Origin of the sequence: Vreelandella andesensis, from assembly GCF_003989795.1 — a bacterium.
GTDB classification, from domain to species: Bacteria; Pseudomonadota; Gammaproteobacteria; order Pseudomonadales; family Halomonadaceae; genus Vreelandella; species Vreelandella andesensis.
In genome coordinates, this window is the sequence record NZ_RZHG01000021.1 from 126,589 (window position 1) to 141,624 (window position 15,036).

Consider the following 15,036-nt stretch of genomic DNA (forward strand, 5'->3'; position numbering starts at 1 on the left):
CTGCCTACTATCTGGCAGACGAACACTCGCCAGCCGCCTTAGCGGCTGGGCTAAAGAACAGGAGGCCGCCCGTGGCGGAGCTGAGAAGCGAAGAAGAACAGCTAGAGGTAATTAAACGCTGGTGGAAAGAGAACGGAACCTCTCTTATAGCAGGGGCTGTTCTTGCGGCGGCGGGCGTGTTTGGCTGGAATGCATGGCAGAACTATCAAGAAGGCCAAGCAGAAGCGGCCTCCGTGCGCTACCAGCAACTCGTTAACATGACGGCTGGCAACACATTAGCTGATGATCAGCTAGCCAATGCCCGTGAGCTCATTAGCGAAATCACCAGCGACCATGGCAACACGCTCTACGCAGAGCTAGCACAGTTGCTTGAAGCACGTTTAGCCGTTCAACAGGGTGACCTTGAAGCAGCAAAAAACGCGCTTGAGAACGTGGCTAGCGAATCATCTCGTCGCTATGTACGAAGCCTCGCATGGTTAAGATTAGCGCGGATTGAGATTGCAAACGGCAATCCTGAGATAGCCCTGAGTTTGTTGGATGAGTCCATCACCGATGCTCTGGCAGCTCAGCGAGCCAATGTGCGTGGTGATGCCTATGCCGCGCTGGAACAAACAGAACAAGCGCGAGACGCTTGGCAAACTGCGCTAGAACTGGCCCAAACCCAGAATCAGCCGCTTTACGGCGTACAGTTCAAGCTTGACGATCTCGGCGTCGAAGAGGTGACACAATGATCATGACCAGCCTGCCTAAATCGCTTTTTTCCAAGCCGTCTTTACGCATTACCGTTGGTGCTGTTGCGTTAGCGTTGCTAGCAGGCTGCGCCAGTAAGGGCGAACCAGCTTATACACCGAAAGAACTGCGGAGTTTCGCTGAAACGTCATCACTAGAAGGTGTATGGAGCAGGAATGTAGGCGATGGACTTGGTCACGCTCGTTACCCCATTGCACCGGCTCGCGAAGGCGACACCGTGTTTGCCGCGGATGCCAATGGTCTGGTTGCCGCGTTTAACGCTGATAACGGCAACAGCGAGTGGGAAATTGAGCTAGAAACGCCTATTTCAAGCGCGCTGAACGCCATTGCAGGCCAGCTTTATTTAGGCACCCGCAACGGTGAAGTGATCTCCCTGGATCAGCGCGACGGTAGCGTTAATTGGCGCTCACGCGTTTCCAGTGAAGTACTGGCTGCGCCTCAAGCGAATCAACAACTACTACTGGTACAAAGCGTTGATGGCCAAATCACCGCTCTCGACCGCGCCAGTGGCGAGGAGCGCTGGGTATATGCCAGTTCACAGCCTTCGCTTACTCTTCGCGGTACCGGCACACCAATGGTCATTGACCCCGTGAGCTTTGTTGGCTTTGCTAACGGACGATTAGCGACGTTAGATAACCGCAATGGCCAGCCACTTTGGGAACTGCAGGTTGCGACCCCTCGTGGGCGTAGCGATGTCGACAGGCTAGTTGATCTTGCCGGTCAGCCGGTCGTAACGCCCGATGGCCGACTTTTCGTTACTAGCTATAACGGCAACGTTGTTGCTCTGGAAGCGACGCGCGGCGGCGTTCTATGGGAAAGCAGCTTATCTAGCCGCCATACCCCTATTTTGGTAGGTAATATTCTGCTAGTGGTCACTGACGATAGCCACGTTGTAGGCCTAGATGCCGACAGCGGGCAGGAGCTGTGGCGTAACGATGACCTAGAAGACCGCTGGTTAACAGCGCCTGCGTTTGCAGATGGTCGCGTGGTCGTTGGTGACTTCGAAGGCTACGTGCATTTACTCGACGCCCGCGAAGGTACGTTAGTCGGTCGTACACGCGTGCACAAATCTGGCATCAGCGTGCGTCCTGCCACTGAAGGCAGCACCATTCATGTCCAGGCCAATAATGGTCGCCTGGAAACCCTGGAAGTAACCCCATGACACCCGTCATTGCTTTAGTCGGTCGGCCCAATGTGGGCAAATCGACGTTGTTTAACCGCCTAACCCGCTCACGCGATGCGCTCGTAGCGGACTTTCCTGGCCTTACCCGTGACCGTAAATACGGGAACGGAATGCTAGGCGGCAAAGCGTATACGGTGATTGATACCGGCGGTATCAGCGGTGACGAAGAGGGGATCGATGCGGCCATGGCCGAGCAGTCCCTGGCTGCGATTGATGAGGCCGATATTGTGCTGTTTCTGGTAGACGCCCGCGCGGGGCTTAATGTGGCTGATGAAGCCATTGCTAACCATCTGCGCGTCAATCAGAAAAAAACCTGGCTGGTAGTCAACAAAACCGATGGCTTGGAAGAACACTCGGCCATGGCCGACTTCTGGGCCTTAGGGCTTGGCGACCCATGGCCTATTGCTGCCGCCCACGGCCGCAATGTGTCGCTGCTAATTGATACGGTACTAGAACCGTTTCCCGAGCGTGACCCCAGCATTCCTGGGGATACGGGCACCAAAGGCATTCGCATAGGCGTTATTGGCCGCCCCAATGTGGGTAAATCGACGCTGGTTAACCGGCTGCTGGGCGAAGAGCGCGTTGTCGTATTCGATGAGGCAGGCACTACCCGTGATGCGATTGAAATTCCTTTCGAACGTCGTGGCAAGCCCTATGTATTGATTGATACTGCAGGTATTCGGCGGCGTAAAAACGTAAGCGAGATCGCTGAAAAGTTTTCCATCATCAAAACCCTCGATGCTATCAAAGAGTGTCACGTTGCGGTGATGGTACTGGATGCGCGTAGCGGTTTGGTTGAGCAAGATCTACACCTGCTTGATTACGTACTTACCTCTGGCCGCGCATTAGTGCTGGCAATCAACAAGTGGGATGGACTGGAAAGCGACGCGAAAGAGAAGATGCGCGCAGAAATCAAGCGCCGCTTAGGCTTTGCTGAGTATGCGGAGATGCATTTTATCTCTGCACTACATGGCACCGCTGTGGGTGATCTTTATCCTTCGATCGAACGGGCTTTTGATGCCGCTAACGCCCACTGGTCGACCAATCGATTGACCACACTGCTTCAAGATGCGGTCAGCCAACATCCGCCGCCCATGGTCAACGGCCGGCGTATCAAGTTACGCATGGCGCACCAAGGTGGCAGCAATCCACCCATTATCGTGGTGCACGGCAACCAGACTGAATCACTGCCGGAAGCCTACCGCCGCTACCTAACCAACACGTTCCGTAAAGTGTTAAAGGTGCGCGGTACGCCGATGCGCTTTGAATTCCGTTCGGGCAGCAATCCGTTTGACCACATGGCAGGGGCAAGCGATAAAGAGAAAGCTAAAAAACGCGAACTTAACCGTACAAAAGAAGCACGTAAAAGCCGCCGCTAACGCTTTCTCATTAATTGAACCTATCAAGCGCCTGCTGACTCATATCAGCAGGCGTTTTGGTTGTGCGTTAAACGCTGACTACGTAGTCCCTTCATGAAGCCGTTTTCGACCTACCCACTGGGCTGCAAACTGCCAAGCCGTCCGGCCGCTGCGCCCGCCTCTTAACGTTGCAAATCTAACCGCTTCTGCGCGCGCAGCATCGCTCCAATCCTGCTTATCACCAATACGAGCAACCCAGTGCTCACAGGCCTCTAAATAAGTCGCTTGGCTAAACGGGTGAAAGCCTAACCACAAGCCAAAACGGTCCGACAACGAGATTTTCTCCTCAACAGCATCACCGTGATGTAGCTCTTCACCCACGAGACGCGTACCGCTATTGTCCTCCATGGATTCCGGCAACAAATGACGCCGATTGGAAGTGGCATACAACAAAACGTTTTCCGGCGGCCCCGTCAATGCGCCATCTAACACGCTTTTTAACGCCTTGTACGCGTCGTCATTGCCTTCAAACGAAAGATCGTCGCAATACACTACAAACCGATGCGGCGTATCGCGCAACTGCTCTACCAACATCGGCAGGCTACCCAGATCATGGCGATCGACCTGAATTAAGCGCAGCCCATCACTTGCTAATGAGTTAAGCAGCGCGCGGATCACCGATGACTTCCCGCTGCCCCTAGCCCCCCATAGCAAGCCATGATTGGCGGGTAACCCCTGTAAAAAAGCCCGGGTATTATCGACTAACGCTAACTTTTGACGCTCGATGCCTAACAGGTCGTCCAACGTCATCGTGTCTCGCGGTGGCACGGGAACCAAGCGCCCGCCTAAGGGATGACGCTGCCAAATGGCCGCTACATGCTTATGCCAATCCACTTGAATTGGCGCAGGTGGCAACCAATGTTCTACATGATCCAGCAGCCGCGTTAAACGTTGGCTCAATTCAGCATCCATAATTGTCCTCAAAGTGCGTTATGATGTGGGTTGATTTACCACTGACAGTGGTTATCTTGTGTGCAAGGATCCCTGCTCGTCTATAAGGAAACCATTTATGCGCTGGCTTCGCCCCCTAGCTGTTACTTTACTGTGTGCTTCTGTTGCAGCATGCTCCACGTCACCTACCGGTCGCTCCCAGTTGTTGCTGCTTTCAGATGACCAGCTCAACCAAATGGGCCAGCAAGCTTTTGCGCAGTATCAACAAGATATTCCCACTGCCGGTCAAGCAAGCCACCGTTATGTACAGTGCATTACAGATGCTATCGTAAGGGTGTTGCCGGCCGAACAGCGTAATCTTGATTGGCAAATCCGTGTCTTTGAATCTGAGCAACCCAATGCCTTTGCCCTACCGGGTGGCTATATGGGCGTGAATACTGGCATGCTCAATATTGCAACCACTCAAAACCAACTAGCCTCGGTTGTCGGTCACGAAATTGGTCACGTCATTGCGAATCATGCTAATGAGCGCGCTTCAACCCAAAGTGCGACGTCACTCGGTTTATCGGTACTTTCCAGCGCATCGGGAATGCAAACACCTGGCGGCCAACAGCTAATGGGCGTTCTTGGCATGGGAGCACAGTATGGAATTGCGCTGCCATTCTCTCGTCGTCACGAAACTGAAGCCGACGTTATCGGCCTCCAGTTGATGGCCCAGGCCGGCTTTGACCCACGAGAAAGTGTTACCGTTTGGGAAAATATGCAGGCAGCTTCTAGCGGAGGCTCACCGCCCGCCTGGATGTCCACTCACCCAAACGAAGGCCAGCGTATTCAAGGGCTTCAAGCCAATATGAATAACGCCATGGCAAGCTACGAGCAGGCGCGCAATAGTGGCCGCACTCCCAACTGCCCTCGCCCTTAGGCACCTTACCATTGAGGTTTGAATGATTCGACTTGGTTTATTGCTGCTTGTCCTGCCGATTCTGGTGTTACTCGGCGTTTACTTCTGGGAACTAGGAGACGTCCGTGCTTGCCAGCTCGACGGGGGGCATTGGGATTACTTGGCAAGTGCATGCCGCGACACGCCACAACCCTTTGTATCGTGGCTTGAGCGCTCTCCGCTGCTAGTCAACGGCGGCATGCTGGTCTCGGTGGTCGGCCTTGTTATGTGTATGATTGGCTTTTACACCAAATCTCGCTAAACACGAGAGGGCCACCAGCATTAACCGAAAAAGGCAGCCGCAATGGCTGCCTTTTTGTTGTTTCTTCTTTAACGATGCGAAAGCGGGAGCTAGTCGCTAGCAATGTTTAAAGATTGCCTTAGCAATGTGCGCACCGGGGCAGTTTTAGGGCGTATGTTGCGCCATAGGAAAAAGGATTCGGCGGCTTGTTCTACCAGCATACCCAGGCCATCGAGCAGCTTAGCGCCGCGTGGCCCTGCCCATTGCAAAAACACCGTGGGTTCCGAGCCGTACATCATGTCATAGGCCCAAGCACCTTGGTTAAACAGATTATCCGGCAACGGCGGCACATCACCAGAAAGACTGCCGCTGGTGCCATTGATCACCAAATCAAACTGACCTTCTACCGTGTCAAACCCACCGCCATGAAGGGTGCCTAAATCGGCAAATGCGTCAGCTAACTGAGTGGCTTTCTCCGCTGTTCGATTGACAATAACGACGTCGCTGGGTTGCTCGGCAAGCAGCGGTTCAAGCACGCCACGCACCGCGCCACCGGCACCGATCACTAACACCCGTTTATCCTTAATGGGTACGTGATGGTATCCAAGGTCTCGCACCAGCCCAATGCCATCAGTAGTGTCACCGTAAGTGCGGCCATTGCCACCCACAATCAGCGTATTCACTGCTTGGGCACGCTTGGCTCGGTGGCTAAGGGTATCGCACAGCGCAAAGGCATCGCCTTTGAACGGTACGGTTACGTTCGCCCCACGACCTCCCTCTGCTACAAACGCTCGCCAGGCACTGGCGAAACCTTCCACCGGGGCAAGTTCAGCAGTATAGGTCATGGGCTGCTGGGTTTGATTAGCAAACTCTTCGTGTATTAACGGCGACTTAGAGTGCTTAATCGGATTACCAAAGACACAGTAGCGATCAGTCATACAAGCTCCTTACGCTTTACCCGACTGGGTAGCTTCGGCTAGCCAGTCGCGTGGTACCAGGTACTCATGCAGTTTAGCCTCGCGGCTGCCCGCTAGCGGTGTAAATGCGTACTCCCAACGGGCAAGCGGCGGCATCGACATTAAGATGGATTCAGTACGTCCACCGCTTTGTAGGCCAAACAATGTCCCTCTATCCCACACTAGGTTAAATTCCACATAGCGGCCACGGCGATAAAGCTGAAAATCACGCTCTTTTTCTCCCCATGCATCGCGCCTGCGGCGTTCAACGATAGGTACGTAGGCATCCAGAAAGCTGTCACCCACTGCACGCTGGAAGGCAAAACAGTCGTCAAAACTGCCTTCATTTAAATCATCGAAAAACAGCCCACCCACACCGCGTGTTTCTTCGCGATGTTTGAGATAGAAGTACTCATCGCACCACGTTTTATAGCGCGGATAAACTTCATCACCAAATGGCGCGCAGGCAGCCTTGGCAACTCGATGCCAGTGCACGACATCTTCAAACACCGGATAGTAAGGCGTTAGATCAAAGCCGCCACCGAACCACCATACTGGGGCTTCTCCCTGTTTTTCAGCAATAAAAAAGCGTACGTTTCCGTGGCTAGTCGGCACATTCGGGTTTTCGGGATGGAGCACCCAGGAAACACCAACTGCATGAAAGCTGCGTCCGGCAAGTTCCGGTCGTGCAGCTGTTGCCGAAGGCGGCAACTGAGCACCGTGAACATGGGAGAAGTTAACACCGCCTTTTTCGAAAACAGCGCCCTCCTCGATAACTCTTGAACGCCCGCCACCGCCTTCTTCACGCTGCCAGCTATCTTCTTTAAACGCCGCTTTTCCGTCAGCAGCGGCAAGTCCTGTGCACAGCCGTTCCTGCAGGTCCAGAAGGTAATTTCTAACGTCGCTTAGGTGCTCGTGAGCCACAGTAACTCCAAAGAGGTCGAAGATAAGTATGATGAGTATGATGAGTGAATAGTAAATAACCGAGGCAGTTTGAGACGCCGCGCTAAGCCCGCATTACTTTGCCTGTCACCAAGTCTTTAATGGTACTAGGCTTTGCATTTCCCCCAAGCTCGCCCTCGACAATCGCGGCGATCTCATCTCCGAAAATAGATGCAACTTCGTCAGCGCTCATGGCGGGTGGGTTGCCTGCGCGATTAGCAGAGGTAGAGACAAGCGGGCCACCAAAGGCCTCGCAGAGCGACTTAATGAGCGGATGGTCGGTTACCCGCAGTGCAACGCTCTGGTGAGCACCGCGCACCAAACCATGACTTCGGCCATTGTCGGGCACCAGCCAGGTGTTAGGGCCTGGCCAGCTAGCCGCTAAGGGCGCATGTAAGGCAAGCGGCAGTTGGCTTAGCCAGGGCTGAAATTGCTGAATACTCGCAGCGACAAGAATGACGCCTTTGGCAGGGTCGCGCTCCTTCATGCGCATCAAGTGCGCAAGCGCTTCATCGTTATCTGGGTCGCAGCTCAGCCCCCAGACTGCTTCAGTGGGGCAAGCGATAACGCCCCCTTCTTTCAATGCACGTACCGCCTCTTTCACGTCAACAGCCGATTTCATAGATGCTCCTCGTCACAAACGCGGCTCTTCATCACCTGGGTTTAATACCGCCTCAGTAGATGAAAAAAGGTTACGCATATTCTACCATGGCCGCGTCACACGCACCCAGCCGCCCGCTTGCTGTGCCACTTTGCCATCGAGTTCCAACATCAATAACCGTTGTTGGCATTCACTGACCGTAATGTCCGCGCTCTGCACCAACACATCAATTGGCGTTGGCGTTGCACCCAAAGCGTTTAACACATTGTCCTTAGGGGCGTCGTTATCGATCGGCAAATCGAGGCTGGTTTGGTCAGCGACAGTGCTTACGCTGGTGGGCATGTAGCGTTCAGCCCAGTGCTGCAATTCTTCAAGAATATCATCCACATGACGCACGAGTGTCGCACCACTACGTAATAGCTGCAGGCAGCCGCGGGATTGTACATTATGCAGCGAGCCTGGCAGTGCAAACAGCTCGCGGTCTTGCTCTAGGGCTAATCGTGCACTGACCAACGAACCACTTTTCTCAGTTGCTTCGACCACTAACGTACCTAATGAAAGGCCTGTCACAATTCGGTTCCGACGAGGGAAAAAAGCCGGTCGAGCCACAGTGCCTGGCGGATGTTCAGATAACAGCAAACCACCCGAGAGAGTACTGAGTTGCTCATGTAAATCACGGTGGCGTGGCGGGTAAATCACATCAACGCCACAGCCAAGTACAGCAATCGACTGGCCACCTGCCGCTAACGCTGCGCGCTGTGCAATGCCATCAACCCCCAGCGCCATACCGCTAACAATGCACCAGCCGCGATTAACAAGTTCACGGGCAAACGCCTGAGCATTACCGCTGCCTTCCGATGTGGGCCGCCGGGTGCCCACCATGGCAAGTTTCGGGCCATCCAATGCACTGAGATCACCTTGCGCCCATAGCACCACAGGCGGGTCCGGCAGTTGGTTGAGCAACTCGGGCCATGCCGGATGGTTGCGATGGAGTACATGTCGATTGGGAGCGGCCTCAAGCCAAGCAAAGGTGTGATCGATTGCCTGCTGTAACGGGCTTCGCTCAGGTTGCGCTAGCCAAAGACGCAGCGCACTTGCGGCGTTGCTGGGCATACCAGCAAGCCATCCATGAGGCCATTGCGGCTGTTTGGCAGCCAGCGCTGCCGTGCGAAGCGCCCCCATACCGGGCAGCTCATTCACCGCTAGCCACTCCTTGGCGTACATATGTGTCTCCCTATGTGCTGTGCGACGTTTAGCTGTGTGATGTTTAGCTGTGTGATGTTTAGCTGGGTGATGTTTAGCTGTGTGATGCTTAACTATGTAGCCTCTAGTGCGCTGGCGTTCGGACCGTATCGCCAATGGCTAAAACACTCGACGCCTGCATCACCAGGGCATAGCTCATCTGGCTATATGGCTTAACCACCATCACCGTTCCCGCTTCGGTGGCAGGTAGTTGCAGAAGCTCTTGGGTACGCGGGTCGTTAACAAGCTCTCCCTGCTGCCCAACGCGCAACACATGACCCGGCTGTAAACCGTCCTGAGTACCAATATCCAATGCAACCATCTGGAGACGTCCAATAAAGCGTACTCCACCAGGCACCGCAATAATCTGGCCAACGAGGTCATTCAACGGTGAACGAGGCTGAAAGCTATTTTCTGACGACTGAGATTCAAACAATTGGGTTTCAAGCGGCAGCAAAATATCGTTATTACGCACTTCCTGGTAAGCACTAACTACTTCTAGGCGGACAATTTCCCCTTCACTGCCAAGCTGTCGCGCTTCGCCAATATTAATTAACTCCGTACCCAGCGGTACACCAGCAGCAGAAACATAATGTTCACCCAGTCGATAAATGCCTAAACGCACTCTGGTCGGCAGTTCGCCGCGCGCGTACAGCGTATCGCCAGCTCCACTCATCAATCGTTGATTCTCACCTCCAACCACGTAGGCCAGCTCTCGTGTGGGCGCGTCCGGCTCTATGATTCGGTGTTCACGTAAAAATGCCCGAACCGTATCCATAGGAAGCGGCGCCATTGTCTCTTGCTGTGGAACGGCGCGCATCTGTGGTGAAAGCTTCACCACGCGTTGCGGGGATTCCCACGCACATGCCACTGACGTCATAAGCGTCAAACAGGCCAACGACACGCTATAATAAAGAAGTTTTTTGGCTACTATTCTTTTCACCACCATCCTGATCTCCCTTGCCAGTTATTGGTGAAGCTTTTGTGAGGAGCTGCATGGCGTTGTGCGTGCCCAGGAACACTTACAGCATGGTATAGTGGCTGATAGTAAAGCACTTAGGCCTGCCAACACAGATGGCAAGGTCTGCTAATATTAAAGACTCAGCATAACGGTGATTGTAACGCCATGGCCAAACTTCCTATTCTCGAATTTCCCGACGAGCGCCTGCGCACTAAGGCTGCACCGGTGGAAACCGTTGACGATGAGATACGTCAGCTCGTCGACGATATGTTGGAGACCATGTATGACGCGCGAGGCATCGGCCTTGCTGCGACGCAGGTCGATGTTCATCGCCGCGTTGTGGTGATGGATGTCAGCGACGACAACTCGCAGCCGCTGGTGCTTATTAACCCGCGCTACGAACCGGCGGGGGAAGAAAAAGAGCCCCTTTCTGAGGGTTGTCTATCGATTCCGGAGTACTACGCTGAAGTACCACGTTATTTAAAAGTAACCCTGAACGCTTTGGATCGCAGCGGTGAGCCCTATGAGTTGGAAGCGGATGGCCTATTAGCCCACTGCATTCAGCATGAGTATGACCACCTGGAAGGTGTGCTTTTTGTTGACTATTTATCACCTCTTAAGCGCGATCGTGTGATGAAAAAGATGCAGAAACGCCACAAGTTATTACACGACGCGTAAACCGACTTACGCCGTGTGTGATTGCTGGCATGACTGGCCGAGCTGACACGTTGCAAACGCACAGAATATTCATAACGTGCCAAGTAATGTTGCGCCTCGGCCTTTATTTATTTCACGCACGGCTCGCTTATTTTCCCACTCAACGCTAGGTAGCCATCACCATGTCACAGTTGCGCGTTGTTTTTGCGGGCACGCCTGATTTCTCCGCCTCAAGCCTTGCTGCCGTGCTCGGAAGTCAGCACCAGGTCGTGGCGGTATACACCCAACCTGACCGCCCAGCGGGCCGTGGGCGAAAACTTACCCCAAGCCCCGTTAAGCAGCTTGCGCTTGAGCATGGGCTACCTGTCTATCAACCCGTCAGCTTGAAAGACACTGACGCCCAAGCAGAATTGGCGGCATTGAATGCCGACGTAATGGTTGTGGTTGCTTACGGATTATTACTACCACAGGCCGTACTCGACATTCCTCGCTTAGGCTGCATCAACGTACACGCGTCGCTGCTGCCACGCTGGCGAGGTGCTGCCCCCATCCAGCGTGCCATTGAAGCTGGTGATGACGCATCAGGCGTCACCATTATGCAAATGGATGCAGGGCTGGACACCGGTAAAATGCTGTATGACGTTTGCACGCCGATCACGCCCCACACCACTGGCGGTGACTTACATGATCGGTTGGCCATTCAAGGGGCGAATGCACTGATTAGCGTATTGGATGCGCTAGACAGCAACGACTTGGAAGCCACGCCGCAGCCTGACGAGGGCATCACCTACGCCGCCAAGCTCAGCAAGGCGGAAGCCGAGTTGGACTTTTACCAACCCGCTGAACAGCTCGCACGCAAAATTCGTGCTTTTAATCCGTGGCCAGTGGCTTGGTGCACATTAGGCAATGATCGCCTACGGTTGTTAATGGCCAGTGTGGAATCAGGCGAACAACCTCCCTCTCTGCCCGGCACCCTACTAGACCATGGCGAGGATCATCTGCGCATCGCCTGCGGCGAACAAGGCCAAGACGTCCTGTGCGTTAGCCACGCCCAGTTGCCTGGAGGTAAAGCGATGGCCGTGCGCGACCTGCTGAACGCCCGCCAGACCCCGCTTACCGTCGGCGCACGCCTTGGGCACGCCGCCGCTCATCAAGGAGTTAGTGAATGAGCCAGAATCGCCCACCCAAAGGCGGCAGCGGCCAGGAAGTTCGCGCCGCTGCCGCCCGTGCGCTAGTGCCTGTGTTAACCGATCGAGGCTCCCTGGCCGGGCTAGATGAGCATAGCGTGATTGCCCGCGACCGCAGCCTGTTAAAAGAGCTCTGTTACGGCACTTGCCGACGCTTGCCGCGTCTTGAAGCGTTGGCCAATTCACTGCTAAAACAGCCTTTTAAAAAACGCGATAGCGATATTCATGCGTTGCTACTGGTGGGAATCTATCAGCTGCTTTATATGCGTATTCCTGCCCACGCAGCGGTTGGCGAAACCGCTGGCGCTGCTCGGCTGCTCGGCAAAGAGTGGGCCACACGGGTGCTTAACGGCTGCCTGCGCCGCCTCCAGCGAGAAGCTGACGAACTGCAAGCCGCCGTCGATCGCGACGAAAGCGTTGCCCTGGAGCACCCACCCTGGCTGCTTAATGCCTTGCGCACCGCTTGGCCTGAACAGTGGCGCGCCATTGCCGAAGCGAACAATGAGCCAGGCCCCATGACGCTGAGAGTTAATCAGCACCACAACGATCGTGAAGCTTACTTACAACAACTCACTAAACAGGGGTTAAGCGGGCATCTTTGTCTACATGCGCCGGATGGCATTACTCTGGATGCGCCCTGTGATGTCAGCATTCTTCCCGGTTTTGAAGACGGTCATGTCAGCGTTCAAGACGAAGCGGCTCAGCTCTCCGCCGCACTGCTAGGCCCTGTATTAGCGCCCCGTCCAGGCGCCCATGTCCTCGATGCTTGTTGTGCACCTGGCGGTAAAACAGCCCATCTATTGGAGCAGTTCGATATTGCTCTGACGGCCATAGATAGTGACAACCAGCGTCTAGGCCGAGTCGACGATACATTGAATCGCCTGGGTTTAACGGCCGAACTACAGCATGCTGATGCCACCCAAAAAGACTGGTGGAGCGGCATGCCTTTTGACGCAATCTTGCTAGATGCCCCCTGTTCTGGCACCGGCGTTATTCGTCGTCATCCCGACATTAAAAAGTTACGCCGGAAAGACGATATTCGTCAGCTCGCCAAGCTACAGCGCCAACTGCTCGATAACCTATGGTCATTACTTCGCCCCGGTGGCACATTGCTGTACGCCACCTGCTCGGTACTGCCCGAAGAAAACGCAGAGCAAATCGATGCATTTCTTGCCCGTACACCAAACGCAAAGGTAACGACACCTCACGACGTAGCCTGGGGAGAACCTAGCGGTCAGGGTCGCCAACTGTTTCCCGCGCAAAGCAGTCATGATGGCTTTTTTTATGCCAGACTAGAGAAGCGTACTGCTTAACATACTGCCCTTAGACAGGGCGGTGAATAGATAACAAGGATGAAGACACTATGAGTAATCACACTTACAAGCATATCGAGCTAACCGGTTCTTCTGAAAAGGGAATTGAAGATGCTGTCCAAAATGCTCTCGCCAAAGCATCTGAAACCGTTCAAAACTTGCGCTGGCTCGAAGTCACCGACACGCGTGGCCATATTGAAGATGGCCGTGTCGCTCACTGGCAGGTCACGATAAAAGTCGGCTTCACGCTCGAATAATCCCGACCTGCTTTTCAATGGCGGCTGGTTTACACTAGCCGCCGTATTTATTGCAGCGCACACATCTCTTGCCGAGAACGCGCTGGCGCTTATAACGGAACCGATGCTCAGCAATGAAAATCATCATTCTCGGCGCCGGCCAGGTCGGCGGCACCTTAGCGGAGCACCTCGCCCGCGAGGAAAACGATATCACCGTCGTCGATACCGACGGTGCGAAATTACGTGAACTGCACACCAAGCTAGATATTCGCACCGTCACGGGCGCGGCTTCATATCCCATCGTGCTGCGTCAGGCGGGCTGCGAAGATGCTGACATGCTGATTGCGGTGACCAACACCGATGAAATCAACATGATCGCCTGCCAAGTAGCGCATACCCTGTTTCGCACCCCCACTAAAATCGCCCGCGTGCGCTCAACCGCCTACCTCACGCGGAAGGGGCTGTTTGCCAACGAAGCGATTCCTATTGATGTGCTAATCAGCCCCGAACAGGTGGTGACGGATCATGTCCGCCGCCTGATTGAGCACCCCGGTGCGCTGCAAGTATTAGAGTTTGCCGGCGGCCTGGTACAGCTAGTGGCGGTAAAAGCGTACTACGGTGGCCCGCTGGTAGGGCAAGACTTAGCCTTTCTTGCCAAACACATGCCCAATGTGGAAACGCGTGTAGCGGCAATTTATCGCCGCAACCGGCCGATCATTCCCCGTGGTGACACCGTTGTTGAAGCCGATGATGAAGTCTTTTTCCTGGCGGCACGGCGCGATATTCGCGCGGTAATGAGCGAATTACGCCGTGTTGAACGGGATTTTCGTCGCGTGGTAATTGCCGGTGGCGGCAATATTGGTGAACGCCTTGCCGAACACCTGGAGCATAGCCACCAAGTTAAAATTATCGAACACAGCTTGGAGCGCTGCACCACCCTTTCCGAGCGGCTTGATCGTACGGTGGTTCTCCACGGCAGCGCCACCAGCAAGCGATTGTTGGAAGAAGAAAATATCGAAGACTGCGATATTTTTTGTGCCCTGACCAACGACGACGAGGTAAATATCATGTCGTCGTTACTGGCCAAACGATTAGGAGCCAAAAAGGTACTCACCCTGATCAATAACGCAGCCTACGTGGATTTGGTCCAGGGGGGCGAAATCGATATCGCCATTTCACCCCAACAAGCGACTATCGGCAGCCTGCTTACCCACGTGCGCCGGGGCGATATCGTCAATGTGCACTCACTGCGGCGTGGCGCTGCGGAAGCCATTGAAGCCATTGCCCATGGTGACAAGCAATCTTCTAAGGTTGTGGGCCGCACCATTGCTGAAATCAACCTACCAGAAGGCACTACCATTGGTGCCATTGTACGGGGCAGAGAGGTCATCATTGGCCATGGCGATGTGATGGTAGAAAGCGGCGACCACATTATCCTGTTCGTGATCGATAAGCGGCGCATTCATGATGTGGAGCGCCTATTCCAAGTCGGTTTAACGTTCTTCTAGGAATCGCTCT

General features: G+C 54.4%; 16 protein-coding genes. 10 read left to right on the forward strand and 6 right to left on the reverse strand.

Translation table 11 applies throughout. The features are described 5' to 3' along the window. The first annotated feature begins 71 nt into the window (after positions 1-71). Genes ELY33_RS12460 through der form a run of 3 tightly spaced genes read left to right on the forward strand, consistent with a single transcriptional unit; the run spans position 72 to position 3,312 of the window. Complete coding sequence (locus ELY33_RS12460) at positions 72-731, forward strand: YfgM family protein (RefSeq protein ID WP_126948237.1); 660 nt, start codon at positions 72-74, stop codon at positions 729-731. Beyond that, positions 728-1,912 carry an outer membrane protein assembly factor BamB gene (gene bamB / locus ELY33_RS12465; RefSeq protein WP_126948238.1) on the forward strand — a complete coding sequence of 395 codons (1,185 nt, stop codon included), beginning with the start codon at positions 728-730 and terminating at the stop codon, positions 1,910-1,912. Before ELY33_RS12460 ends, bamB begins: the two co-directional genes overlap by 4 nt. Further along, complete coding sequence (gene der / locus ELY33_RS12470) at positions 1,909-3,312, forward strand: ribosome biogenesis GTPase Der (protein WP_126948239.1); 1,404 nt, start codon at positions 1,909-1,911, stop codon at positions 3,310-3,312. The genes bamB and der overlap by 4 nt, the downstream gene beginning before the upstream one ends. 78 nt (positions 3,313-3,390) lie before the next feature. Here the strand turns inward: der and ELY33_RS12475 are convergent, their stop codons facing one another. After that, positions 3,391-4,263, reverse strand: coding sequence for an ATP-binding protein (locus tag ELY33_RS12475; protein WP_126948240.1), 873 nt, complete (start codon positions 4,261-4,263; stop codon positions 3,391-3,393). A 97-nt stretch (positions 4,264-4,360) separates the two neighbouring features. On the opposite strand from ELY33_RS12475, the gene ELY33_RS12480 reads away from it, so the two are divergent. Together ELY33_RS12480 and ELY33_RS12485 are read left to right on the forward strand one after the other, a co-directional pair. Further along, positions 4,361-5,164, forward strand: coding sequence for a M48 family metallopeptidase (locus ELY33_RS12480; protein ID WP_126948241.1), 804 nt, complete (start codon positions 4,361-4,363; stop codon positions 5,162-5,164). A gap of 22 nt (positions 5,165-5,186) precedes the next feature. Continuing rightward, positions 5,187-5,444, forward strand: a complete 258-nt coding sequence (locus ELY33_RS12485) for a hypothetical protein (protein ID WP_126948242.1) — start codon at positions 5,187-5,189, stop codon at positions 5,442-5,444. A gap of 89 nt (positions 5,445-5,533) precedes the next feature. On the opposite strand, the gene aroE is transcribed toward ELY33_RS12485, so the two are convergent. From aroE to ELY33_RS12510, 5 genes are all read right to left on the reverse strand, one after another. Then, a complete protein-coding gene (gene aroE, locus ELY33_RS12490; protein WP_126948243.1) occupies positions 5,534-6,361 on the reverse strand; it encodes a shikimate dehydrogenase in 828 nt (275 codons plus the stop codon). Positions 6,362-6,370: 9 nt separating this feature from the next. Next, positions 6,371-7,303: an oxygen-dependent coproporphyrinogen oxidase gene (gene hemF, locus ELY33_RS12495; RefSeq protein ID WP_126948244.1), complete on the reverse strand. Its 933-nt coding sequence runs from the start codon at positions 7,301-7,303 to the stop codon at positions 6,371-6,373. 82 nt (positions 7,304-7,385) lie between these two features. After that, positions 7,386-7,943 (reverse strand): L-threonylcarbamoyladenylate synthase type 1 TsaC, encoded by a 558-nt coding sequence (gene tsaC / locus ELY33_RS12500; protein ID WP_126948245.1) that lies wholly within the window; start codon positions 7,941-7,943, stop codon positions 7,386-7,388. A gap of 81 nt (positions 7,944-8,024) precedes the next feature. Beyond that, on the reverse strand, positions 8,025-9,146 hold the full coding sequence (dprA, locus tag ELY33_RS12505) for a DNA-processing protein DprA (protein WP_126948246.1): 1,122 nt from the start codon (positions 9,144-9,146) through the stop codon (positions 8,025-8,027). A 103-nt stretch (positions 9,147-9,249) separates the two neighbouring features. After that, positions 9,250-10,005, reverse strand: coding sequence for a peptidoglycan-binding protein (locus tag ELY33_RS12510; RefSeq protein WP_340148123.1), 756 nt, complete (start codon positions 10,003-10,005; stop codon positions 9,250-9,252). 285 nt (positions 10,006-10,290) lie between these two features. On the opposite strand from ELY33_RS12510, the gene def reads away from it, so the two are divergent. From def to trkA, 5 genes are all read left to right on the forward strand, one after another. Beyond that, positions 10,291-10,803, forward strand: coding sequence for a peptide deformylase (gene def, locus ELY33_RS12515; RefSeq protein WP_126948248.1), 513 nt, complete (start codon positions 10,291-10,293; stop codon positions 10,801-10,803). A 161-nt stretch (positions 10,804-10,964) separates the two neighbouring features. Then, positions 10,965-11,951 (forward strand): methionyl-tRNA formyltransferase, encoded by a 987-nt coding sequence (gene fmt, locus ELY33_RS12520; protein ID WP_126948249.1) that lies wholly within the window; start codon positions 10,965-10,967, stop codon positions 11,949-11,951. After that, positions 11,948-13,282: a 16S rRNA (cytosine(967)-C(5))-methyltransferase RsmB gene (gene rsmB / locus ELY33_RS12525; protein WP_126948250.1), complete on the forward strand. Its 1,335-nt coding sequence runs from the start codon at positions 11,948-11,950 to the stop codon at positions 13,280-13,282. The genes fmt and rsmB overlap by 4 nt, the downstream gene beginning before the upstream one ends. Positions 13,283-13,332: 50 nt before the next feature. Next, positions 13,333-13,539, forward strand: coding sequence for a dodecin (locus ELY33_RS12530; RefSeq protein ID WP_126948251.1), 207 nt, complete (start codon positions 13,333-13,335; stop codon positions 13,537-13,539). Between the two features lie 113 nt (positions 13,540-13,652). Next, positions 13,653-15,026 (forward strand): Trk system potassium transporter TrkA, encoded by a 1,374-nt coding sequence (gene trkA, locus ELY33_RS12535; RefSeq protein ID WP_126948252.1) that lies wholly within the window; start codon positions 13,653-13,655, stop codon positions 15,024-15,026. The last annotated feature ends 10 nt before the right edge of the window (positions 15,027-15,036 follow it).